The organism is Kaistella sp. PBT33-4, assembly GCF_029194425.1.
Lineage (GTDB): Bacteria > Bacteroidota > Bacteroidia > Flavobacteriales > Weeksellaceae > Marnyiella.
In genome coordinates, this window is the sequence record NZ_JARFYL010000005.1 from 15,848 (window position 1) to 40,051 (window position 24,204).

Sequence of the window (24,204 nt, forward strand, 5' to 3'; positions counted from 1 at the left end):
AATATCTATCGGATGAGAGGTGGAATAGTTAAATAAGTGTTAAAGTGGGTTTTTGCCTTCTACAGAGTTAAAAAGCAGCCGTCCAGCAAGAAGTGCTACTGAGGAATGGGCAAGGATTACAATTACGAACGCCATCATGACTCATTGGGTGGTTTATCATCTGTGATGTGGAAAAATGGACAGCAAGCCCAGGCTCCGGCCAAAATTTTTCCTGACCGCTTTTCCACATCCGACAACAACAGCACACAGGTAAAGTTTGACGGTCACAGATTGCAAATCCCCGACATCGGGATATTTTATTCAATCTCCCATTCATTATTATGTTTTTCAAGTAAGAATACCGGAAAGAGAAAAGGGGTATCTTCAGTAAACATAAAAACTAATGCTCTTTCCCTCCTCCCCTTTTCATAAATGACCCTTGAAAATTTAAACTTTCCTAAGAAATAATTACTGTCAATTTGATCTTTGTTTTTAACTCTTATAAGATTTGATTTAATTACTAGATTTTCAATATGTAATACTTTAGAAATATTGGAATCTTCAATTGGTACAAAAACAAACTGATTCATTGCTGTTTTGTATAAATTGGAGCGTTTGTCTATATTCACTAAAGTATCCGAAATACTAAAATAAAATTCACGATTGCTTACAATTGAATCACTAATTTTTTCAATTTTAGAGTAATCAAAATTTTCATTGACAACAATATTTGCGAATTCCTCTGTTTTCATCATTTTGCTTTTTGAGAGACCATATATTTTTTCATTTATTATTTTTTCAATTATTATTCTCTCTTCAAAGTTCTTTTCTTCTTTTTCATTACTACACGAAAAAGAAACTATCAATACCAAATAAAATATAAAAGGTGCCTCATATTTGTAGGTCAGTTTTCCCACCTTTCTTTGATAACCCATTTGTTCCCCCGCTTATTAAATTCTGTCATTTCCCTATAATACTCTCCATTCTCCAAAATTTTTTTACTTCCAATAAACGCTCTGTCGTCTTTTCCAAAAATTACTCTAGAAATTTCATAGCTTCCTAAATAACGGCTTTTGTCTATTGCTTTTCCAGATGAAACAAGGATTAGATTTTTCCTGACATTCATAACTTTAAAATTGATTTTTCTTTTTTCAATAAAATTTTCATTAATGAAACGAAAATTTTGTGCATCTGTTAACCCTTTTAAATAGTAATCATTATTTACTGCGAAAAGCGTATCGGATATTGTGATATAATATTTTTTTTGTGAAACCTCTTCCTGTAAATTCTTAAAAATTTCGTGTTTTTCATCAAGACTATAATGCTTTGTAGAATCCTTTTCAATTTGTTGAAAGAATTTATCATTAATTTCAGGGTATATCAAATCAACAAGTAGCTTTTCGTTTATAAAAGTACTTACAATTACCATCTCTTCTTCATTTAATTTTTTTTGCGAATTACATTCTGCAAAAAGAATTAAAACTAATGCAATCATTATTGAATTCAATATTTTACTTTTTATTATCTTCATATAGTAATTGTATTTTATTCATTACATCAACCAATTTATCTCTATTAGTAGGATCATTTGCAATACTTATAAAATCATTAGGATCTGCATAAAATGCGCCCCAAGCAGATAAAAGATTTTCAAAATCGTACATTGCTTTGAATTTATTTTTTCTAAATGCATCGACAATTGTTTTACCTTGTTCCAAGTTACCCCAAAATCCTGATACAAAATAGTATGTATAGAGAAATGTCTTACCTTTTTCTGTTGATTGTATTTTTTGCGAAAACTGTTTACCAGTACTAGTATCTAAAAACAATCCTATTTCTCCAATCATAATCGCAAATAAATTTTTAACAATAGCTTCTGCTTGTATCACTTTGAAAAAAGGAAAAACAATTCCTGCAGCATTTGATAAATCATTAATATAATCCCATATTGTATAATACTTTGAGAGACCTTTATGAAAAGCCTCAAACGCAAAAGCTGGTATAGGATAAACCATTCCTCTCATTAGACCTAACTCCTTTCTGTCAAAACATGGCATTAAGCCAATGATTTCGTTGTAAGCGTAATATTTATTCTGTATAATGCTAAAGGGATTTTCAAGGCCAACTAATTCGATAACAGGGGGTTTATTACCGATATTATAAACATGAAACTTAATTTCATTAATTTTCAATCCTGAACTTAACATTTCGAAGTATGGAGTCGGACCTACAGTTAACAAAGTTTGCCATCCAAAAGGTATATCTTCACTTATAATTGGAATTAAGTGGTCTTTAGGCAAATTTCTTATTTCGTTTTCGTAAGTAGCCATATCAATTTTCATGTAGTAGATTTTCATCAAATGCATATTGAAAGCTAACATGTCTCCATCATTCAATAAAGCACGAACTTGCAAAAATCGATAAGAGCCATTCTCAAAAAAGTGATTGTAAATTTCTTCTGCTTCATCCTCAGAAACTAATTTCATTAGCTCAAATAAGAGTTCCATTTTATCTTCATCACTAATATTGCTTAAAGTTCCATTCCAGTAACTTATTATTAGAGAAATAATATCCTTTAATTTATTAGTTCCCAAATTCTGTGGATCAGAGCGTAGAACCTCAATAATAACTCTTGGAGGGTACTTTATTAATTCATTGATACTGTGTGTGGTATATATAGCATTATTTAAAACATTTAAAAAGTTCCACATCCATTCACTTTTTGTCATATTCATAAAATTCCAAAAAGACGTGGCAGAATTTCCCCCCTCCACCTGTATTACGATTGAATAAATATGCCCCCAAAAACCTCCCGTAGTTACATGCGTATTAAAAAAGTTTATTTCGGATTGCTGAATGTCCAGCGGCAGATTCTTAAATTGATTAGAGTGAAAAATATAAATATGATCTTGACTAGGATTTTGCGTAGACTCGTTCAATGAAGGCTGCATAATAATATCCCCCCAGTTCACTTTTATATGACTGTCAATATTTTTTTCTAGAGGTTTAAAATAATTAAATCTCATATTTTTTATTTTGAAAGTAAGACCTTCAGGAGTAACTATTTGTACATTTTCATAATCCACATATTCTGCAGAGGGACTATGGTGGGTAACTACTGAATTTGAAAAAGTAAAATACTTCACAAATTCCAGGGTGTGGATTAATGAACTCATTTTTTACACTGTTACTTGTTCGTTAACTGCCTTATATTCAAACTCCGCATATTCTTTTGAAGCAAGAAAATTAATTTTGATTCCGTAGATATGTATTCCTTGGGAAGGAAATATTTCTTCAAGATTACCGAGGTTATTCTCAAAGATAATTCCTAACGAAAATTTGTAGAAAACCACATCGTTCTCAAAGTCCATATTGTAGTTTGTCTCTTCGTTGAATTTAAATCGTACATTACAAGCAGTGGCAGGAATTAATTGATTTAAGGATCCTAGTTCTTCAGCAGTTATTCCGAGATGGAAATACTCATTAATAATTTTGCCATTATACCTAAGAGAAAGTGTTTTAAAATCTACACCGTTTTCCTGTAGTACGTGGGAGTGAAGACTAAATCCTTTTTCACTATAAATAAACTCCAGAGTCCTGATAGGTTCAATCCTTTCAGTTTGATTATCAAGATTAAGAAACCGACTGCTTTTTATGTTAGAGTCATCGGCATATCTGGAGCAATGTGTGATGAAGGTTTTTCTATTTTTTGTTGCTTGATTGCCCGGCGCAATCAGCTTTTTACCTAAGTCAGTAATAATTTTGCAATTTGTTAACAAGACTTCGGAATAGCTTAACAATGAAACAGGGACTATCGTATAATCTTCGAAAACTGTAAGGGCATTATCTTCATTAATTAAATTTTGTCTAATGTTTATTTTAGGAAAGATTGCATGTAATAAAAGGTAATTACTTTTGCTCGTAAGAGGAAAAACATTGAAATTATCAATTCCAAGGTTCATCCCTTCATAGCGGACATGTATTAGACTTGAGACAGATGTACTATTTACTACATCGAGTGTTAATTCTACAGGAATTGTATATTCAATTAAATTAGTAGAATTAGTGTTATTCAGTTCTTGGCTTGTGGCATAATAAACTGATTTGGTATTTTCTACATCTCTGTAATGTGAATATAAAATAGGGATATTGAACTCTCTCTCATGTAAAAACTGTAAGAGCACTTTCTGTGGGGTGATGTTAATTATTTGTTCAATTGGCCAGCCTCCTGTTCCGAATTGCTTCTCAATTAAATTATTTACATCCGTTCCGATTTTGATGTTCTTCCCATTTAGGTCATAATTTCCATAAAAGTTATAAGATCGTTGTCGGTTGCTTTGTATATAGAGATAAACGGTGTTTTTTGTTTGAAAATTACTGATAAGGTTGTAAATCGCATCTGGGGTGTTAGCAGCGGTGGCCGGAGCTTGCAGATATATTTTGCCCTTTCCCTGGGCATGCAGGCCATAAAAAGCGGCAATATCTATAAATTGGGTAGCGCTTTCCCGGATGAGTTTCTTTAGAAACTCGGTGGCACCCAAAGAGGTATTCAGCGTGTGATCTGTTGCCCGCGAATAGGATAGATTCAGTGTAAAGGGGTTGGGGTCGTTCTCTATCGTAAAATCCCCCTCGTTCAATACAATATCAACCCCTAAGGACCCCTGTGCATCTCCAATGTAAGTGCCGCCAGGAATCATGGGAAGTTCAAAGGCTTTTTTCTGCGGCTCATTCGGGAGGCTGTCTGGGTTGGATAGCTTAAAGAAATAATCGTCTATATAGTCCTCTGGTGACTGCTGTTCCGCAGTTGCAGCACCAGGATTCGGAAAGCCTATTAGCCAGGCTTTAAAAGGAGGCTTGGTAAGTGCGGTGTTGTTTGCGTAAAAATCTTCAAACTCCTTCCAGATCCTTTTAGTTAAGCCCGTAGCCTTGGTATTACCCTGGTCCAGCACTACGTCGTTGGCATCAAAGAAATTATTTTTTTGCAGGCCTCTGTAAACAATGTACTTTATGGGCAGGCCGTTTATGGGCTGTCTGAAAGGCTTAAGGATAAGGTTTACCTTTGTGGCATCGCTTCCATGAGGCTGGATGAAAATTTGTCCGGAACATATAGAATATACTTTTCCTGTAAACTGGATTCGGGAGGTGGTACGAAAAACAGTGCTACTTAAAACTCCAAACTGGTTGCCCGCAGTTTGAGAGTAATTGGTGTTTTCCAGAAAGAACCAGGATTCTGCGCGGAGTTCGGGTCTAAGGTTGCGGCCATGGCTCTCGGCAGTAGTGGGCAAAGAAGGAGATGTTGTTACAGGCATAGTTTGACAATATTTTTTGTCAACAATGAATGCCTAACAGACCATTTTCCCTACCTATTTACCCTCATCCTGTTTAGAAATATGTATATACAATATTTCAGCAATATCATTGAAGAATTCTATTTGTTTTCTAAATTAGACAATAATATCTATCGGAAGACAGATGGAACAGTTAAATAAGTGTTAAAGTGGATTTTTGCTTTCTACACGGTAAAAAGAAGCCATCCAGCACAAATCTAAAACCACAGAATTCGTAATCTTCCCAAATTTAAAATCATATCTATGATCGTTTCGGTTTTTGGGGAAGATTACATCAGTAGCAATCGCTTGTAACTCATTTACTGAAATAAAAGCCCCTTTATTTTGTAAGGTGGTTTTTACATTTTGCAATGCCGAAATCATGGTTTGTTCCTCTGTAGTGCCAGCTACGATAACATCTTCCCAATTAAGCCCAATGTAACCACTACAAATTCCATTTATATTGTCCTCTAGATCATCAACTAAATCCTGTTTATTTGAGAAATTATATTGGGTCTTGATTAGTTCTTGATGGATATAGTGCATAACTAACTGCATGTAAATTTCATGAATCCAAAATCCTTTATTTTGACTGTAAAACATTTTTGACTGAGACATAGTAATTAATAATTTAATTTTATTAAAAAGTTGCTATTATCATACTGAGAAAAATTTGCTTGTATATATGAATCTACTTGAATTTTAAGATAATCCGAGTTCTGTCCAATCGCTATTGATATTTCATCCATGTTTTTGTAATCAATTACAACCCTATCTAAAGCAGGATTACCGGGCAATGGTGAAGATATTTTTGCAAAATGTCCATCAATAGCATTTTTTTTGAATTTATTAAAGTTTTTTGTAAATTTTTGTTGCCATGCATTGACCGCACTTTGCGGTATTCCCATCGGATCCAAGCTTTTTCCATGAAGAGTTCCTCCTAACATTACTACATCTCCGGCTTGATGAGATAACGATGCTTTCGCAACGCCACCAAATTGTAATTCTAATTGAATGATGCTATCTACTTCATGAACTCGGTACATTTTTTTTGTGGCAATATCCACAAAATCAGGTGGAAGCATTTCATCTCTTCTTTTGTTGAAATAGGCAATCTCTTGCGTGGCATCAGAATAATCCAAGAGTCTTTTGAATTTATCTTCTACTGCTATTTGTTCATAAGGCAATTTTAAATTTTTAAATGCGTCATGAGGTATATCTCCATATTTTTGTAAAAATCTAAAAAGTTCTGCTTCATTAGTACTAAGATTAGAAAACGCTGTTTTCAAATTAGGTTCGTATCTGTATCTTATCCATCCCTCTAATAAGTCGGAATCTTGCTTAAATCTGTTAAAATAACTGATATTATTACCTACTTCTTCTAAAATTTCTTGTCTTCTATTAGTTGACAGTTTCTCTAAAACACTTTTTAAATTACTTTCATCATGATACCGTATCAAAGAATTAGTTAATGTGCTACTTTCTAAATATGGTAAAAGTTTTCGCTCCTCTTCAATAGTATTCTGTAGCATCAGTATCCAGTTATCGACTGCAGCACCGTTATTTTTTGCCATCAGCTCCATCATGGCAAGAAGCTCATTGTTTCCTAATGCACCAAAGTCATCCAAAAATTTTTGTTGAAAAGTAGCATTGGTCAATAGTTTACTATCAATAACTGGTCTGGATGCGGGTGGTATTTGCTGGAATCCAGTTTTTGGAAAACTCCAAATTCCTTTTCCGCTCACTTGTGAAAACAAGTGAGAACTTATAAATATTATTTAGGAATTTTTTAAACATCTTCTAAATTAAATGCTATCTAAATGATTCTTAAGAACTTGAATAAAATTTGCTTCTTGAATATCAGGTTCTATGTTAGAGTAAAAATTAATTAAATCCAAAGCATACTGATCGTAAGGTATATTTATAAGTTTTTTTACAATCATTTTACGTTGCGGCAATGGTTGTATGTAGAAATTAGCTTGATTTTCAATATTCATTGCTTCTCCCAAATTATAAAAATCTTGTAAGGTTTGGTTTTGATTAGCAAAAATAACCGCAGCATTGATCATTTGCTGTAGTAAAGGTTTACCTGCGAAAAACTTGCATCATCAAATACCTTTGTATTCTTTAATTTGTTTTTTTCTAAAGAGTTTAAAACACTTGAAAAACCCTTGGAAAATGTTGGTGTTTCATTTAAAAAATGTTTTAAATCTACATTTTGATTATTTACATACACATCATGAAATATCTGCTCAACATCACTATATAATACATCTAAAAAGACTGATGAAAAGACTATATCATGAGGGAAATAATCACTATACATTGGAGATATAATAAGTTTTCTTTGTGTTTCACTTTTAGTGTAAAAAAATTCATTTTCAATAGATTCTAAAGTGTATCCAAGAGGTTTAATTTGTTCTAAGTGAACTTGTAAATTTTCTTTATTATAGGTAGTTTCCATATTTTTAATTATTGTCTAGATTGGTTAATCTTTTGAAACCACTGATTTCTTCTCCATTATCTAAATCATATGCCTTAATGATGGTTGGTTGCCCATTAAATTTAAAGTTACCATGACTCTCATCCGCCACAACATAATCATAGTATTTCGATTTTCTGGTGTTGTTCCTCATTTCAAAACCGGAAAAATTGCCATCGTATGCTGCATTAATCGCGGCTTTTTGGTTGGCAGATGTTGCAGTAGTTTGCTTTAACTTGGTTTCAATTACTATAATGTCATCAATTTTTTTAAACTTGCCAACTTTAATATACTGCACAAAAACCTGATCTGCAACAAAGTAGTTTCCGATAGCATTATATTTTAATTGTACACTTGTGAACAAATCATAGTCATCCAAGTTTTTTCCGATGCCATTACTAATCATCCAATTTTGTAAGGCATTGTATTCACTAGAATTTCTTATTGCAAATCGCACATTAACAAATTCTTCAAATTTTCTCCCGACATTGGTAATAAATTTATAAAAATAGCTTTTCCGCCATCTTTCCCATGATGGTGATAACATCTCTTTAGATGCCCAGACTCTATTAGGGTCTTCCAAAATCGGCTTAAATTGTGTAATAATATCATCAGCATTTTGGTTAATGGGTGTCCGCACATCCTTTCCTCTTTGTCCTGTATGTGCCATTTCATAAACTGCCTTGTCTAAAAGTGCATCATCAAAATTTTCAAATTTTCTTAATATTTCTTCTGTTTGGTAATTAGCTAAATTTCCTTGCATCTTCACTTTCAGCCACATGCTCAAATATCCTTTATCAGGTAAAGGAGTTACTTGTGAAACAGTACTTTTCATAAATTCTAACCGGGAAATCCCATCAAATTTTTGTAGTTCAGTTTTTAAATTTGGAACAGAATAATAATTTACATATCGACTGCTTAAAGCATTGTCGGCTAAAACTTCAGCATTCTTATACTCAGGGTTTATGTTTAAGGCTCTTAAATTTATCCAGTTATCCACCGCTGCACCATTATTTTTTGCCATCATATCCATCATGGCGTGTAGCTCATCATTACCTAACGCGCCAAAATCGTCCAGAAAATTTTGTTGTAAAGTTGCATTCGCCAACAATCTACTCTCTATGACCTGTCTGGATGTAGGAAGGATTTGATTAAATCCAAGTTTTGGAAAATTCCAAATTTCTGTTGCTCCTATTGATGAAAAGAGGAAAACAAAAAAGAAAAATATAGAGACTTCCGAAACATTATTTGTAATTTATTTTCATATCATAGTTAGTAGATGTCCAAGTTCCTTGCAACATTTGTATGAGTACATCAATAATTTTGATTAATTCTGCTGTTGGAAATGGCTTTCTGTAATAAACTTTGAAATACCAATCTTGTGTTGGAATTGCTTGCAATTCACTTACAGAAATGAATGCTCCTTTATTTTGTAAAGTGGTTTTTACATTTTGCAAAACTGAAATCATGGTTTGTTCTTCTGATGAATTTATTAAGTAATTATCCCATGTTAAAACCAAATATCCTGATGTAAAACCATCAATATCTAATTGCAAACTGTCTAATACAGTTTGTTTGTTCGTTAGCGTGTATATAGGTTTTATAAGTTCCTGATTAATGTAATGCATTGCTAATTGCATGAAGATTTCATGAATGTAAAAACCTTTGTCATTTTGGAAATCTATAAAAGTTGTTGACATTATATTAAAAATTTAGTTTTATTAAGTAATTTGAATTGTCGTATTGCTGATGATTTATTTGTATATAGTCCAACACATGCTGTTTTAGATTGGGATTTATTTGATCCATATTGTTAAAATCAATTACAACCTTGTCTAAACTCGGTTTTCCAGGATCAGGAGTATGAATCTTTTTAAAATGCTTATCAATTGCCTTTTCAAATCTTTCAAGTTGAATGGCATAATTACCTTGCCAAGCATTAACGGCACTTTGAGGGATCCCCATTGGATCTAGACTTTTTCCATGAAGACTTCCTCCTAACATGATTACGTCTCCGGCTTGATGAGACAACGATGCTTTTGCAACACCACCAAATTGCAATTCCAATTGAATAATGCTATCCACCTCATGAACTCGGTATATGTTTTTTGTCGCAATATCAGCAAAATCCGGAGGCAACATTTCTGCCCTTCTTTTATTGAAATAAGCAATATCATGCGTGGCATCTGGAAAGTCTAAAAGTTGCTTGAATTTATTTTCAACTGTTACGTTTTCATAAGGTAATTTTAAGTTGTTGAAGGCATCATTTGGTATGTCTCCGTACTTTTGTAGAAATCTAAAAAGTTCTACTTCATTAGCACTAAGATTAGAAAACGCTGCTTTGAAATTAGGTTCGTATCTATATCTTATCCAGCCTTCTAATAAGTCAGAATCTTGCTTAAATCTGTTAAAATAACTGATATTATTACCTACTTCTTCTAAAATTTTTTGTCTTCTATCAGCTGTTAGTTTCTCTAAAACACTTTTTAGATTATCTTCATCATAATACCGTATCAAAGAATTGCTTAATGTACTGCTTTCCAGATAAGCCAATAGTTTTCGCTCTTCTTCTATGGTGTTTTGTAGCATTAATAGCCAATTATCCACCGCAGCACCATTATTTTTTGCCATCAGCTCCATCATGGCAAGAAATTCATCGTTTCCTAATGCACCAAAATCATCTAAAAACTTTTTTTGGAAGGTAGCATTGGCTAATAACTTACTTTCTATGACTTGTCTGGATGTAGGATGTATTTGTTTAAATCCAGTTTTTGGAAAATTCCAAATTTCTGTTGCTCCTATTGGTAAAAAGAAAAGTAGAAAAAGAAAAATTATATGTGTTCTTGAATTCATAGATTTAAGCTACAAGCTGATATTAAATTTCTAAAAAGGAGTAAATCCCTGTTTTACTTTATCAATGCGTGTATTGATAAAGTCTTTCAAGTTTTTTCCTATACTTGTACACCAAGCTGTTGCATTATCGTATTTTAATTCTGGTAAATACACCGTATATACCATGGGATTGTCTCCTTCATCCAAAAAGGCCAAAGTGATTATTTCCGCACCATCATAACTTTCAATTACATAAAATGGTCTGTTAAATGTTCTGTTATAAAGTATAATACTTTCTAAAGCTTCTTCTTGTAATTCCTGTTGTATGTTATTGGTTTCTTTATATCCATACTCTAAAACATAGCAACTATTACCCGCTAAAAATAATAGTTCTCTCAATGCCTTTGGAAATGGTGTTCCTCCGTTGTACTGTTGTTCTAATTGCTGGATTTCGGCTTCGGAAATACCGTTTATCGTACTAAATTGTCCTGAACGGTTAATTTCTAATGAAGGGTTATTTTGTAACAATTTTAAATATTCTATTATCATAATTTTCTAGTTTTGTATTGTTTTTGTTTCTTCGATACTCACGGCGTTAGGATGTGCTTTAAAAATAATGTTGATGTCTTTTCCTTTCGTTTTACCATACTCTTTCAATGCTTGCAAGTAAAGCTGGCAAGATGTACAATTATAAAGGACAGATTCCATTTCTATGACAAATCGGTTTCCTGAATTCCATCGGTTTTCTAAAAAGTGAAAAACATATTTAAGTTCTGTGTCATTAAATCGGCTTATGTTTTCATCATCAATTGCTTTCACTGCAAAATCATCAAAATCATCAAAATTAAAATTCTGGTTAATAATGGTAAAGTTTTGCCCGTTGACGTTTACAGAAGGATAAACGACTTGGTTATTTACTTTAAAGATATTTTCTATTCCTTGTTTATTACCTGATATAAATATTTCATGATATTCATTTACCAATGAATTATCATCAAAAACTTGAGTTTTAATAAACAACCTGTTTCGTCCCTTTAATAATTTCTGCTTTGTTAATGACAGACTATTCATAATTCGATTTGAAATCGAATCAAGGTAACTTTTATTTATTGGAGTAAAGTTGATATTAAACGGATATTTATTTAAAACATCTACCCATTCTATCTTATTTCTTATTTTTAATGTTCCAATATGATTATCAGTCAAGTTTGACCGAATAATTCTAATGATATCTAACTCATTGTAAGCATTTTTTGCAGATCTATGAATATTTTGAAAATCAAGAATAAGTTCTAACCTAATTGGATGACTGGTTAGAAGCTGAAAAGAGGAGTTGTCTAAATTACCATAGTCTTTTAAAAATTTCTGTTTTACTTTCTCGTCCAATTTTTCCAAAATATTTTTCAGGCTACTTTCGTCATAATATCTTATTAATGCCGTGCTTAATGTACTGCTTTCCAGATATGCCAATAGTTTTCGTTCTTCTTCAATAGTATTCTGTAGCATCAGTATCCAATTATCCGCCGCAGCACCGTTATTTTTTGCCATCAGCTCCATCATGGCAAGAAGTTCATCATTTCCTAATGCACCAAAATCATCTAAAAATTTCTGTTGCAAAGTAGCATTAGCCAGCAATTTGGTTACAATTACAATAAAGTCATCGATTTTCTTCTTACCAAACTGATTAACTGTGATTGACTAAATACTGTCTAAATGGTTCTTTAATGCAACAGCAAAAGAAGAAACATCACTCATATTATGTTGATTATATAGGTTGATTTCATTCTGTAAAAAAATAGTATAAGGAAGGTTAAGTAACTTTTTTACAATAGCCATTCGGAATGATGCCGGATGGATATAAAAATTTAATTGATCATCTTCATTCATTGTTTCACCAAGATCGTAAAAGTCTTGTAATGTCTGGTTTTGATTAACAAAACTAACTGCTGCATTGATCATTTGTTCGAGCAAAGGCTTTACCTGCGCAAAACTTGCATCATCAAATACCTTTGTATTCTTTAATTTGTTTTTTTCGATAGTTGTTAAAATATACGTAAAACCTTTTTTAAAAGAGTTTGTTTTATTTAAGGTATGTTTAAAATCTGATATTGGATTATTTACATACACATCATGAAAAATTTGTTCAACATTATAAAACAAAATTGAAACAGAAATACCCGTACAGATTACGTCATGAGGAAAGTATTCATCATAAAAAAGTGTAATTGTGATTTTTCTTGATGCTTCATTTTTAGTATAAAAAAACTCATTTTCAAAAGATTCCAAAGTATATCCAGTAGGTTTTATTTCTTCTAAATGAGTTTGTAAGTTTTCTTTATTGTAGGTTGTTTTCATTAAATTAGAATTTACATTTCTATTCATCACTTTCTATCATATCATTTAATAATTGAGTAAAAGAAGGAGACAGATCATAATTAAAACCATCCGGATACCATTCCTTAATATTTCCATATGAACTATCATTTATTAATGACATAATTATTTCGCCTTGACCTCGGGTTTTCCCAATCGATATAAAACCGCTAGGAATGATTCCATTCAAATCAGAAAAAATATTTTCCATTATATCAAATCCATATTTAATAGGATAAAAATCAGAAATGCCGTGATCTGCACTATCATAATTTATATGCCTTATTTCATTTGGTATAACTAAACCACCATTGTAAGACAGCATATGTTGCTTGTAATCTTGAGGAAGCGTTGCATTTAATATTGCTTCAAATGAAATTAGATCTGATAAGGTTATTGGTTGAGAATTTGATCTCATGCTAAAGCTAATTTGCATAAATTATTTATTTATAAATTATTATTAATGTAATCATAGAGAATATCCGACTCTTTTACACTCCCAGAATGAGGTATTGTTATACGATGAGCTTTTCTTGTTACTAATTGTAAAGTTGAATTCATGTTAATATCCAAGTCATCTACGTGATGCCATGTCATTTCTAATTCTTTCATTAAAACCTCACCATCTTTATAGTTAATTCCCATTTTTTTCCATGCATTTCTAAAATCTACCGCTCTATCTCCTTGTCCAGTTATAGGTATTTTAACTTCACCGCCAGTACTTTTTATCTTCTGTATTATACTGCCAAAGGATTCCGTTAATCCAGAAATATTTGGAATTCCATTACCTAATATATAAGGCGGTGGAGATGGATGAAAAGCCATTTCTAAATTTTTAAAATCAGGTGAAACACCCATTCCGTTATTACTTCGTGGTATTTGCTTACCTAAATGAGATTTCGTGGATATATAAGCATTTCCAGAAGATACAGAACCACTTCTAAATGTGCTTTTTATTTGATTTTGAATATTGGCCTGCTGCAAGACTGATAGCTTCTTAAATTTTTTGTAGCTTGCAAAATTTATTTTAGGTGGTGGGCCATTAAGCTCAGCTCTAAAATGTACAATTCCGTCTAAATCAACAAGCTCCCATTTGGAACTACCTGGAACTTTAGAAAAATTTGTTCCAATAGGTAGGTCATCAACAATATATAACCATAATTCTGGATCTTTTTTTGCTATTAACTTAGTTTGCGAAGGAGCTGTACTCCATCGTTTTATGGCTTGCGGTTTTTCAAGAAACTTATTAAACAAATCTGAATTGACATTTCCAAATTCCTTTAAGAAAAATTGTTTTTTACTCTCTTCTAAATTTTTCAAGATATTTTTCAAACTACTTTCATCATAATACCGTATTAAAGAATTGGTTAATGTACTGCTTTCAAGATATGCCAATAGTTTTCGCTCTTCTTCTATGGTGTTTTGTAGCATTAATAGCCAATTATCCACCGCAGCACCGTTATTTTTTGCCATCAGCTCCATCATAGCAAGAAGCTCATCATTTCCTAATGCACCGAAATCATCTAAAAATTTCTTTTGGAAAGTGGCATTTGGAAGTAGTTTGGTTTCGATCACTTGTCGTGATATAGAAGGAATTTGTTGTAAAAAATTACTGTAATTATCACTCTCTGCGCCATCTAAGTCATTAAACCATTGTTTAAGCAATGGATGGTTGTCAAATTCTTGTGGAAATCCTAAATCACTTAACTCTTTCGCTCTTTTACGGATCATTTTACTGGCAAGAACATCTAATCCTAAAGACCCAATCTGTATCCAAAACAAGATTTCATCCAGCTTTTTACACCTCTTATACTCATTGTTCTGTTGGGAGTCATCAGGAACTTGCCCTTGAGGTGTAGTGTCATTAATATTGGCTGTAACATGATTCTTATAAATTGAACAATTACCAGTATAATAACTTAAATATGCAGATACCAAACTTGAAGAAACTTCAATAAGGGCAGCAGCTCCTTGTACTCCTGTCCAAACCCCTTTTATCGTGAAAAGAACCTCGGCTGTTTGGCTTCCTCTTTTGTACGCGCGGTAAGCTCTTCCAAATTTCCCGAGATGCCGCAAATGCCGTAATTTTGTAATATTTCCAACTCCTGTAAAAGTAAGTCCAATATCCAAAGCCAGCCCGATTCCGTTCCATAAATCTTGGGTATCGCCATAATCATCCATATATTTTAAGAAAAACAGTGGTAAAATGGCGGTTTTCTCTTGTCCAGGTTGGTTGATATCTACAAAAGGGATTTTTATGGCTACATCGTCTTCCTTGTATTGGCTTAGTGATACGGCTTGGAAATATTTGTATGCCCCAAGGGTTTCGTAATACTTTTGAACCGGATTTTGGTTTGCATTGTAAGTAGGTGCTATTTTTATTTTTTCCTGGTTTACACTTATTTTACCTGCAACAAACTCAAACTGCATATTATCTATATAAAAACCAAAGGATTTTTCTGATGAATATGGGATGATAACCGGATCACTTTGATAACCTTGCAATGCAGCATCAATAGCATCGAGGTCTTGGGTGGTAATATCTTCAAAATCGTTAGTATTAATTGCAGGATTAAATGCTGAAATAAACCATAACATAAATGTATTCAGCATTAGAGTTTGTCTGTTATCTTCACCAAAAAATAATATACTATCATTTATCTTATCGTAAAGTTTTTCAAACAAAGTATATTGTTTACTGCCATCAACAATCATGGTAGTTTGCAGCTTATTCAAAAAGTAAGTGGCATCCTGATGATTTATAGGGATGGATTGAAAGATTTTTAAGACAATATCTTCTTTGTTTCCTGTAATATTTCCCGTTGCAAAATCCTGTAAAATTCTGATTCTTTCATCTATAGATAATAAGGTAATTGCACTGGCTGGTAAAATGGTGCTCAAATACTGCATTCTTTTTACGTCCTGAGCCTCTAAATCAGTAGACAACCAAGAAATTGGAGCTCCTGCAGGAGGATTAAAAATTAAATTTTCATCTTTTCCAATGAGATTGTAATAAAAATTGACAACAGCATTATAATAATTTTCATACGGTGTATAAAAACCACCATAAAATTGTTCACTGCCCACCTCCAAAGGTAACTCTTGTGTGCTTGCAAAATCCTTGTATCCCCAATCGAGCAATAAATGGGCTATGGCCTTGTCTGTTCTTGTAAATTTTAAACCCGACGGTAATGTAGTTGCGCTATTAATCTGAACTCTTGCGTTATTACCGGAAGAAATACTACCAAGAAAGGTCTTAATTTCAGACAGAGTTGCAAAAGCTAAAATTTCTAAAACATCTTTAACAATATAATGAATTCTAAAGCAAATTTTAATTATTCCCTCATAGATTACTTCTTTTGCTGCATCACCAATCGTTACAGTATTAATTTTATTTTTGAAATTCTTTGTAAAGAAATGTCCCTCATCTATAGTGGAATATGAATTCTGTATGTCTGCATCATAAATTTCTATTTCACAATAGTTAGGACTGCTGGAATTAAGATTTTCTGGTGGGTACTCGTTGAAATTTGAAAAATCAATCTGCAAATTATTTATTCTAAATTTTGCTTTTTTGAGGATGAAGTATTTTGAATAGTTAGCAGTTTCATAACCATTAAATTCTACTTTTTCAATTTTAAATAAATCTCCTTCCTTTACAAACTCAAATTCGTCAAACCAATTATCTGTTTTTTTTAGGTTTGCAAGATTCTTTGTTTTGCGGTATTCTTCGTATGCCATTTCTTTAACATAACCACTTCTGCTTTCACTAGCGTGGCCTTGATAAAAATTAATCTCACTTACATATATATAATGAGTACTATTAAGATTAAACTCCGATAACTTCCCAGTTAATCCATAAGTTGTAGGCGATATGGAATAACTGCCGCCGTTTATGGAAGTTGAATTTCCCGAGAGCCTTATTGGGATGTTTTTACCGTATATTAATACTGCTTCCACCATAAATCTAAATTTCTTTAATTCTTTCCGTTACGATGTCACTTCTGGTAATTGCTCTAATCGGTACCCACTGGCTATACTCCTCACTGCCATAGACTCGGTTGTCGATTGTGGTCACATAGATTTTTGGGGTGGGTTCATAAAATTCGAGATTTCCGGTTTGGTTCTCGCCCAAAATACAGAGGCTGTATTTTCGGTACTGGGTGCCTTCAGACGAAGTGTAGTAGCTTTCCTCGTCCTCCAGTTCATTTTTAAAATAGACTTTCGGGTTGTTCAGGTTATGTTGTGTGACCAGTGATTTTACCTGATTGTTTTCCCCTTGGGTTATTCCCAGGAGTTTCTTGCTCGGGATGGCTCCGTCGCTGGAGTGTAGTGAGAGTCCGGTAATAGTAGTGCCGTCTGAACCTGTAAAAATTTCTGTTTGCAGATAATATGGGCTTTCTGGTTCATAATAATTATTCCGGTCTTTGCTAAAGGTTATTACTCCGCTATTGGAGTTGTCTTTGTAGGCAGAGAGGCTTTGGAAGAAAGAGCCTGTATTTTGCCGAATGTCGTTCAACAGGGTTTCGTAGGTGACGCGGTCCAGGGTTTGGTTGTTATCTTTCAGAACGCGGTCTTCAGTACGTTTGGTTGTAACTGTAGCAATGTCGTGACCTCCTGTCTTATTTTCAAAATTAATGAGTAGAAGGTTTTGGTCTACGATATAATGGAGTGCCGAATCTGTGGGAGGTTTTATGCGTGCTTCTATATTGATCAACCCAAAGACGTCATCAATATCTTTCATATTGCGATACACAGTTTGGGTGGGTACATTGGGATCGCCGGTAGCAATATCTTCTGCTACTGATATCTGCTTTCCCTCATATACGAGCTGTATCAGGCAGGCAATTTTCTGCGCCGTGGAAGTTTGAAGCACAATAAAAGTGATGGGTTTGGTAAAGCTGATGTTAATGCCGGTACCCTGCTCTTGTAGTAGATTATTATCTCTGAAGAAATAATCTTCATGAGAGCTGTCCGGCGACACCAGCCCCTGTTTTACATACAGGGCCGATGCCGGGTTATTATCGGTGGTCAGTTGCAGAGCCACCTGTGGCTGCCCATCAAACGGCCTTAGGGGCCAGTTCTGCTCGAAGAGTGAATCATTCAAACTATTTCCATCTGTTCCGATTCTGATGTTGGTGGGATTGGCCGCCGATTCGGCATAATTTCCATAAAAGTTATAAGATCGCTGCCGGTTGCTTTGGATATATAAGTAAACGGTGTTTTTTGTTTGAAAGTTACTGATAAGGTTGTAAATCGCATCTGGGGTGTTAGCAGGGGTGGCCGGAGCTTGCAGATATATTTTGCCCTTTCCCTGGGCATGCAGGCCATAAAAAGCGGCAATATCAATAAATTGGGTAGCGCTTTCCCGGATGAGTTTCTTTAGAAACTCGGTGGCACCCAAAGAGGTATTCAGCGTGTGATCTGTTGCCCGCGCATAGGATAGATTCAGTGTAAAGGGGTTGGGGTCGTTCTCTATCGTAAAATCCCCCTCGTTCAATACAATATCAATACCTAAGGACCCCTGGGCATCTCCAATGTAAGTGCCGCCAGGAATCATGGGAAGTTCAAAGGCTTTTTTCTGCGGCTCATTCGGGAGGCTGTCTGGGTTGGATAGCTTAAAGAAATAATCGTCTATATAGTCCTCCGGTGACTGCTGTTCCGTAGCTGCTGCACCAGGATTCGGAAAGCCTATTAGCCAAGCTTTAAAAGGAGGCTTGGTAAGTGCGGTGTTGTTTGCGTAAAAATCTTCAAACTCCTTCCAGATCCTTTTAGTTAAGCCCGTAGCCTTGGCGTTACCCTGGTCCAGCACTATGTCGTTGGCATCAAAGAAATTGTCCTTTTGCAGACCCCTGTAAACAATGTACTTTATGGGCAGTCCGTTTATGGGCTGCCTGAAAGGCTTCAGGATAAGATTTACTTTTGTGGCATCACTTCCATGAGGCTGGATGAAAATTTGTCCGGAGCATATAGAATATACTTTTCCAGTAAACTGGATCCGTGAAGTGGTACGAAAAACAGTGCTGTCTAAAACTCCAAACTGGTTACCCGCAGTTTGATAGTAATTGGTGTTTTCCAGAAAGAACCAGGATTCTGCGCGGAGCTCAGGTCTAAGGTTGCGGCCATGGCTGTCGGCAGTAGTGGGCAAAGAAGGAGATGTTGTTCCAGGCATAGTTCGACAATATTTTTTGTCAACAATGAATGCCTAACAGACCATTTTCACCCACCTATTTATCCTCATCCTGTATAGAAATATGTATATGTACAATATTTCAGCAATATCATTGAAGAATTCTATTTGTTTTCTAAATTAGATAATAATATCTCGCGGGAGACAGGTGGAATAGTTAAATAAGTGTTAAAGTGGATTTTCACTTGTCTATAGGTTCACAATTAAGATACTGAGTGTGAACCCACTTTTGTTCCATTGCTAGTTTTAGCCAATCGCCATCTTTCTCATCGGTAAATATAATTTCATTTTGATGTAACTTCCCGGTAATCATATATTGGGTTCCGGGGCCACTGCGAATATTAAGAATAGAACCGGTCACTATTGCCTTTTGTACTGCGACCGTATATCTTTCAGCAACCCACGCTTCTCGCGAGCCTGAAATCTTTATCCATCCTGAGTTCCTTTCATACACTCTCAATATCGAACCTTTCATTACCTTAGGAACTTGCTTATCGATAGTAGATTGAGCATTTGGCTCTGTCCTTACGTTCAATGCACTAGCGGTAACACTGGCGTATCCTATTGTTAGAGAACTATTCAAGTTGCTTTTTTCTTTAATAGCTGCTTTAATTAACGGAATGAAGTTATTATTACAATCTGAAACTTTATTACCACCAAAAAACGCAGTACCGGGACAGGATTTATTATTTTTTGTTCCGTTATTCCTTTCCCCGGATGCCAAGTTATACCAATGATGATAGATTACGAAGTCTGTAGTTGCCGGAAGATTGAATTTACTACACAACAAAGCAGTACATTCAACAATAGATGCAACTTGTTTTGCGGTCATGGAGTCTTTCCCTTTGTCAAAATTCCCTAAACTTTCAATGCATACCGAACCAGCGTTCTGACCATAGATACAGGCTGGAGTCGTTTCAATGTTTCTGCCAGTCACAATACTGCCATCGGGAAAAATGGTGAAGTGCTGGCCAATATTTCCCCACCCATTACTGTTAATGTGATGGTTTTTCATTGCATTTTGAAGATCAAAATGATTATTGCTTTTGAAATGTATATAACTGGGCGAGTAAGTATGATGATGTTGGATCTTTGTAATGGTCCTTGCAATCCTTTTTTCAGCAATCCACTTCTTAAACTCCTCTAAGGAAAATTTAGTAAAACCATATTTTGTTTCCATGGACAATATTTATTATTAATTTTTGATTTGCTGTTGTCCAACCATATGAAGACCCATTTTGATGACGAGATGGAGTTCTACAGGTTACTGATGCAGCATAATTTTTTTTCTTCTAATCAACGGTAAAAAATAGTGTTTTTCCCACGAGGTTTTCAAACTTTCACAGTCTCCCTTTTATTCATTCCATGTAAGTTCTCGTCTCCCGTGAATTTTACAAAAAAATAGATCTAGCCTCAGCATCGTTGTCTCGGTTGCTGTGCTCTTCGTAGAAAGACGCGCTTTGAGCTTTTCACGCCGCCATAGCTGTCCTCAAAGCCGGTCGGTAAGCGGTCTGATGCTATTATGTGTAATAGCTCCAACCCGACCATAAGAGAGTCACCTTTCCTTTTTTTTCATTTATATTATCGGGTGATTTTAAATATTGATAATATTTTTTTTACTGCCTTTCTAATTTGGTATTTTGTTGTTGTAGATGTTTATAAAAAGCTTGATGTTCCAATACATATCCTTCCAATATAAGGTGAGAAACAAGTTCTGTAACGAAAATGTAATCTGAGGACGTAAAGGTTCTATTAACATCAAGTGTAAATTGATTACCGTCATATGTTTTTACTAAATACGAACGTGTTCCGTGGTTTCCGGGAAACACAGCTGCCACTTTAATATTATCCAAATCCCACACTTCCAGGCAAGGGTTATAGGAAAATTGATCACAGTCGTAAGCTTTTATATAGCCAGCAACTTTAGCAGGATAATTACCGTTATTAAAAAGAATTTCACCATCCTGTGCCAATCGGGGGTTATAGGTGTCCTTTATGTTTTGGAGGCGCTGTTGTTTACCCTCTGCATCGACAAAACTGTTTGACTTTTTTAGGGCGTATTTATCGGCAAGACTCTCACGGGGAACATCGAAGAATGCTTCAATTTTTTCTCTGTCAATTCCACGGGAATCAAAAAGTTGGTATTTTACAGCCAATTGGTGGGTAATAATTCTATCTGGTTTTAGCGAGGTCACCAAAACTTCATATGGAATTTGGGTAATTTTCCCTTCCGCAGACTTAAGATCCAGATAATATATAAATTCTTCATTTGCCAGGTCCACTCCCTTTAAGTGCACTTCAAATATTTTTTCATTACTAAGAGAATAATATTCATAGTGATCACGATAAGGATTTTGGATAAGGGCGATCTCTTTATTATCTAACAATACCTTGTCTTTCTTTATCTGAATTTTTTGTGCCGTCAGAGAGTGAACTAGCAATAATGAAATAATGAAAACAGATTTCATATGTTGAATTTTGTTGTTTGATTATCCATGGGTAGGTTTGTTAAAATTAGCAAAAAGCGCATTGGAATATGTTCGAATAAACTGTAATATTATTCCATTCAGAGTGCTGCTTGCTTTTACCGTTTTTTGGCTTGTTACTTACCCTTCTAGATAGCTCACCAACCACCCTAGCTTCACGAAGATGCTGATTAACGACCACGAAATCGAAACAGGTAATCTGTTGAGGAATGTTAAAATTAAGAAAAAATTCTATTTTTGAAATGCACTCAAATGCGGAGGTTTCATTGGCAATCTTGCTCAGATAAAAGTTTAATGGTTGAAATACACTTCTGATATGAGAAGAAAAATGGCACTTTGCACTTGACTTGTAACGATCCGTGTTGGTAATATAACCGTCTTTCATCATTTTTATTTCTAAGATACTTATTTTTCGAAACAAATCTACGTACCGGGAAATTCAAATGTTGTTTTGTGATCATCCTTCAAAACAATATAAGCACTGAACTTTTTGCCGTTTTTAGCCTTCATATTTTTGATCAGCGGAGTGCTCCTGTTGTTGATGAGTGGAGTGATCTGTTGTAAACTGAGCTGGATACCGCATACAAATCTGAACAGAATCCAATTACACCGGTCATCAGGGCACTTGACGATTTTATCTTTGATGATGAGGTTGTGCTGTTGGCATTTTGGACATTTTAGTTCCGGAATATTTTCCTGAGGGATGGATAATGATAGTAGTTCGTTGGTGATTTGTGAGGTGTAGCTTTTTATATCGTTGATAAATTTTTTTGCATTGAGTTCACCTTTTTCAATTCGATCTAATGCCATTTCCCATTCTGCGGTCATTTGTACATTGGCTATTTTTTTGTCTCTGATAAGGTCGTAAACTTTCAGTCCTTTTTCAGTGGGTATCAGAGCTTTGCTTTTGCGAACAATGTAGCTTCTGCTGAGCAGGATTTCAATAATAGAGGCTCTGGTTGCGGGTGTACCTAAACCGATATTTAAAATGACTGTATGTTTTTCATTATTATTAATTGATCTTCCTGCATTTTCCATCGCTGACAACACATCGGCTTCACTGTACAGTTTAGGCGGTTGGGTTGTCTTTTCTACAAACTCCACTTTGGAAATTTTCAGTTCATCACCGATTTTGAATTCAGGAAGTTCAATGAGCATGTCTCCGACGTTATTGATACTGCTATCATCATTTTTAATGCTGTCGTGGTGTGATAGAATTCCTTTAACAGATCGCCAGCCTTTGGTTAATATTTTTGAACCTTTAATATTGAATTCGTAGTGATGTACCTTGACCGTGATATGACTAACCTGCTTATAGCAATGCTCTGAGAGAGATTCCAGTAGACGATAGGCAATCATATCATAAATGGCCTTCTCAGTTGCGGTGAGTGCGGATGGTATTTTTGTGGTGATCAACAATCCGTGGTGGTCGGTCACTTTAAGGTCATTTACCATTCGTTTGTTGAAGTTGCCAAATTTAAGTGTTGAAATTGCGGGCTTGAATTGATTGTTAGTATTGAGAATTCTTACCAGTTCCGGGATCTCTGACCAGAGGTCTCCGGGAATATATTTGCTGCCGGTTCTTGGATAGGTAATGAATCTTTTTTCATAAAGATCCTGTGCAGTCTGCAGGACCTGGTCGGCTGACAGACCCAGCTTTCGGTTGGCTTCTTTTTGAAGTTCTGTCAGGTCAAAAAGTATCGGAGATGATTCCTGAACGGTTTTGATGGATACATCTTTTATAGTGGCCCTGCCTTCCCGTTCTATTGATTTTACGATCTGTTCCGTCTGTTTTATATCTTCCCAGTGTTCATTGGAATGACTGGTGAAATCGAGGTATTCTTTCCGGTGCTTCAACTGGATCTGCCAAAATTTCTTTTGCGTGAAATTTTTATGATCTTCATATCTTTTACAGATCAAGGCCAGTGTTGGGGTCTGAACCCTGCCCAAGGTGTACACATCTTGATGGGCAGCAATACTCAGTGCCTGAGTGGCGTTGATCCCAACCAGCCAGTCGGCTTCACTTCTGGCTTTTGCAGCCTGATAAAGACCGTCGAATGTTGAACCTGCTTGAAGTCTTTTGAATCCATCGTGTATGGCCTTTTCCGTAAGAGAACTGATCCACAGCCTTTCAAAAGGTTTGTTACATTTGAGGTAATCGTAAATGTATCGGAAGATGAGTTCTCCTTCCCTTCCTGCATCAGTGGCCACAATGATACTGCTGCATTGATTAATGACTTTTTCTATTATCTCTAATTGTTTGAGTGCGGACGGATCTGGTCGATAGCCTTTATGGTTTTGCTTTTTTATGAGTCTCGGAATTAGTAAAAATGGATCTGGAAAGATTGGCAAAGAGGCTTTGTGAAAGCCTCTTATACCATGATCTTCCGGCATACCCAACGACACCAAATGACCTAATGCCCAAGTCACGCAAAAACCGTTGCCTTTCAGGTAACCGTCTTTTCTTACGTTGGCCTTTAATAATTGTGCGATCTCTCTTGCGACACTGGGCTTTTCTGCGATGATGGCTTTCAT

20 protein-coding genes are annotated in these 24,204 nt (G+C 34.8%); all 20 read right to left on the reverse strand.

The genetic code is table 11. The features are described 5' to 3' along the window. Positions 1–296 precede the first annotated feature (296 nt). A complete protein-coding gene (locus P0M11_RS11135; protein ID WP_275625738.1) occupies positions 297–914 on the reverse strand; it encodes a hypothetical protein in 618 nt (205 codons plus the stop codon). Beyond that, a complete protein-coding gene (locus tag P0M11_RS11140) occupies positions 884–1,510 on the reverse strand; it encodes a hypothetical protein (RefSeq protein ID WP_275625739.1) in 627 nt (208 codons plus the stop codon). The genes P0M11_RS11135 and P0M11_RS11140 overlap by 31 nt, the downstream gene beginning before the upstream one ends. Next, the gene (locus P0M11_RS11145) at positions 1,491–3,155 is read right to left on the reverse strand and encodes a hypothetical protein (RefSeq protein WP_275625740.1); all 1,665 of its coding nucleotides are present in this window, start codon (positions 3,153–3,155) and stop codon (positions 1,491–1,493) included. The genes P0M11_RS11140 and P0M11_RS11145 overlap by 20 nt, the downstream gene beginning before the upstream one ends. 3 nt (positions 3,156–3,158) lie before the next feature. Further along, complete coding sequence (locus P0M11_RS11150) at positions 3,159–5,288, reverse strand: hypothetical protein (RefSeq protein ID WP_275625741.1); 2,130 nt, start codon at positions 5,286–5,288, stop codon at positions 3,159–3,161. A gap of 183 nt (positions 5,289–5,471) precedes the next feature. Continuing rightward, positions 5,472–5,924, reverse strand: coding sequence for a hypothetical protein (locus tag P0M11_RS11155; protein ID WP_275625742.1), 453 nt, complete (start codon positions 5,922–5,924; stop codon positions 5,472–5,474). 5 nt (positions 5,925–5,929) lie between these two features. Then, entirely contained in the window at positions 5,930–7,051 is a 1,122-nt protein-coding gene (locus P0M11_RS11160; protein ID WP_275625743.1) for a hypothetical protein, read from the reverse strand. Positions 7,052–7,111: 60 nt separating this feature from the next. Then, positions 7,112–7,375 (reverse strand): hypothetical protein, encoded by a 264-nt coding sequence (locus tag P0M11_RS11165; protein WP_275625744.1) that lies wholly within the window; start codon positions 7,373–7,375, stop codon positions 7,112–7,114. Continuing rightward, a complete protein-coding gene (locus P0M11_RS11170; protein WP_275625745.1) occupies positions 7,372–7,770 on the reverse strand; it encodes a hypothetical protein in 399 nt (132 codons plus the stop codon). Before P0M11_RS11170 ends, P0M11_RS11165 begins: the two co-directional genes overlap by 4 nt. 4 nt (positions 7,771–7,774) lie before the next feature. Then, the gene (locus tag P0M11_RS11175) at positions 7,775–8,899 is read right to left on the reverse strand and encodes a hypothetical protein (RefSeq protein ID WP_275625746.1); all 1,125 of its coding nucleotides are present in this window, start codon (positions 8,897–8,899) and stop codon (positions 7,775–7,777) included. Positions 8,900–9,032: 133 nt separating this feature from the next. After that, complete coding sequence (locus P0M11_RS11180; RefSeq protein WP_275625747.1) at positions 9,033–9,488, reverse strand: hypothetical protein; 456 nt, start codon at positions 9,486–9,488, stop codon at positions 9,033–9,035. A gap of 4 nt (positions 9,489–9,492) precedes the next feature. Continuing rightward, positions 9,493–10,641, reverse strand: coding sequence for a hypothetical protein (locus P0M11_RS11185; RefSeq protein ID WP_275625748.1), 1,149 nt, complete (start codon positions 10,639–10,641; stop codon positions 9,493–9,495). 30 nt (positions 10,642–10,671) lie between these two features. Continuing rightward, entirely contained in the window at positions 10,672–11,169 is a 498-nt protein-coding gene (locus P0M11_RS11190; RefSeq protein WP_275625749.1) for an SMI1/KNR4 family protein, read from the reverse strand. 6 nt (positions 11,170–11,175) lie between these two features. Then, positions 11,176–12,255, reverse strand: coding sequence for a hypothetical protein (locus P0M11_RS11195; RefSeq protein ID WP_275625750.1), 1,080 nt, complete (start codon positions 12,253–12,255; stop codon positions 11,176–11,178). A 63-nt stretch (positions 12,256–12,318) separates the two neighbouring features. After that, positions 12,319–12,975, reverse strand: coding sequence for a hypothetical protein (locus tag P0M11_RS11200; RefSeq protein WP_275625751.1), 657 nt, complete (start codon positions 12,973–12,975; stop codon positions 12,319–12,321). A gap of 19 nt (positions 12,976–12,994) precedes the next feature. Continuing rightward, positions 12,995–13,429 carry an SMI1/KNR4 family protein gene (locus P0M11_RS11205; RefSeq protein ID WP_275625752.1) on the reverse strand — a complete coding sequence of 145 codons (435 nt, stop codon included), beginning with the start codon at positions 13,427–13,429 and terminating at the stop codon, positions 12,995–12,997. An 11-nt stretch (positions 13,430–13,440) separates the two neighbouring features. After that, a complete protein-coding gene (locus P0M11_RS11210; protein WP_275625753.1) occupies positions 13,441–16,956 on the reverse strand; it encodes an HNH endonuclease in 3,516 nt (1,171 codons plus the stop codon). 4 nt (positions 16,957–16,960) lie between these two features. After that, positions 16,961–19,165: a hypothetical protein gene (locus P0M11_RS11215; protein WP_275625754.1), complete on the reverse strand. Its 2,205-nt coding sequence runs from the start codon at positions 19,163–19,165 to the stop codon at positions 16,961–16,963. Between the two features lie 199 nt (positions 19,166–19,364). Further along, on the reverse strand, positions 19,365–20,363 hold the full coding sequence (locus P0M11_RS11220; RefSeq protein WP_275625755.1) for an SH3 domain-containing protein: 999 nt from the start codon (positions 20,361–20,363) through the stop codon (positions 19,365–19,367). A gap of 436 nt (positions 20,364–20,799) precedes the next feature. Then, positions 20,800–21,651 carry a hypothetical protein gene (locus P0M11_RS11225; RefSeq protein WP_275625756.1) on the reverse strand — a complete coding sequence of 284 codons (852 nt, stop codon included), beginning with the start codon at positions 21,649–21,651 and terminating at the stop codon, positions 20,800–20,802. A gap of 441 nt (positions 21,652–22,092) precedes the next feature. Beyond that, positions 22,093–24,204, reverse strand: coding sequence for a type IA DNA topoisomerase (locus P0M11_RS11230; RefSeq protein WP_275625757.1), 2,112 nt, complete (start codon positions 24,202–24,204; stop codon positions 22,093–22,095).

Excerpts from the sequence above, each read along its gene's own strand:
- P0M11_RS11135 (WP_275625738.1), bottom strand. The coding sequence starts at position 914 with ATGGGTTATCAAAGAAAGGTGGGAAAACTGACCTACAAATATGAGGCA.
- P0M11_RS11140 (WP_275625739.1), bottom strand. The coding sequence starts at position 1,510 with ATGAAGATAATAAAAAGTAAAATATTGAATTCAATAATGATTGCATTA.
- P0M11_RS11145 (WP_275625740.1), bottom strand. The coding sequence starts at position 3,155 with ATGAGTTCATTAATCCACACCCTGGAATTTGTGAAGTATTTTACTTTT.
- P0M11_RS11150 (WP_275625741.1), bottom strand. The coding sequence starts at position 5,288 with ATGCCTGTAACAACATCTCCTTCTTTGCCCACTACTGCCGAGAGCCAT.
- P0M11_RS11155 (WP_275625742.1), bottom strand. The coding sequence starts at position 5,924 with ATGTCTCAGTCAAAAATGTTTTACAGTCAAAATAAAGGATTTTGGATT.
- P0M11_RS11165 (WP_275625744.1), bottom strand. The coding sequence starts at position 7,375 with ATGATCAATGCTGCGGTTATTTTTGCTAATCAAAACCAAACCTTACAA.
- P0M11_RS11170 (WP_275625745.1), bottom strand. The coding sequence starts at position 7,770 with ATGGAAACTACCTATAATAAAGAAAATTTACAAGTTCACTTAGAACAA.
- P0M11_RS11180 (WP_275625747.1), bottom strand. The coding sequence starts at position 9,488 with ATGTCAACAACTTTTATAGATTTCCAAAATGACAAAGGTTTTTACATT.
- P0M11_RS11185 (WP_275625748.1), bottom strand. The coding sequence starts at position 10,641 with ATGAATTCAAGAACACATATAATTTTTCTTTTTCTACTTTTCTTTTTA.
- P0M11_RS11190 (WP_275625749.1), bottom strand. The coding sequence starts at position 11,169 with ATGATAATAGAATATTTAAAATTGTTACAAAATAACCCTTCATTAGAA.
- P0M11_RS11200 (WP_275625751.1), bottom strand. The coding sequence starts at position 12,975 with ATGAAAACAACCTACAATAAAGAAAACTTACAAACTCATTTAGAAGAA.
- P0M11_RS11205 (WP_275625752.1), bottom strand. The coding sequence starts at position 13,429 with ATGCAAATTAGCTTTAGCATGAGATCAAATTCTCAACCAATAACCTTA.
- P0M11_RS11210 (WP_275625753.1), bottom strand. The coding sequence starts at position 16,956 with ATGGTGGAAGCAGTATTAATATACGGTAAAAACATCCCAATAAGGCTC.
- P0M11_RS11215 (WP_275625754.1), bottom strand. The coding sequence starts at position 19,165 with ATGCCTGGAACAACATCTCCTTCTTTGCCCACTACTGCCGACAGCCAT.
- P0M11_RS11220 (WP_275625755.1), bottom strand. The coding sequence starts at position 20,363 with ATGGAAACAAAATATGGTTTTACTAAATTTTCCTTAGAGGAGTTTAAG.
- P0M11_RS11225 (WP_275625756.1), bottom strand. The coding sequence starts at position 21,651 with ATGAAATCTGTTTTCATTATTTCATTATTGCTAGTTCACTCTCTGACG.
- P0M11_RS11230 (WP_275625757.1), bottom strand. The coding sequence starts at position 24,204 with ATGAAAGCCATCATCGCAGAAAAGCCCAGTGTCGCAAGAGAGATCGCA.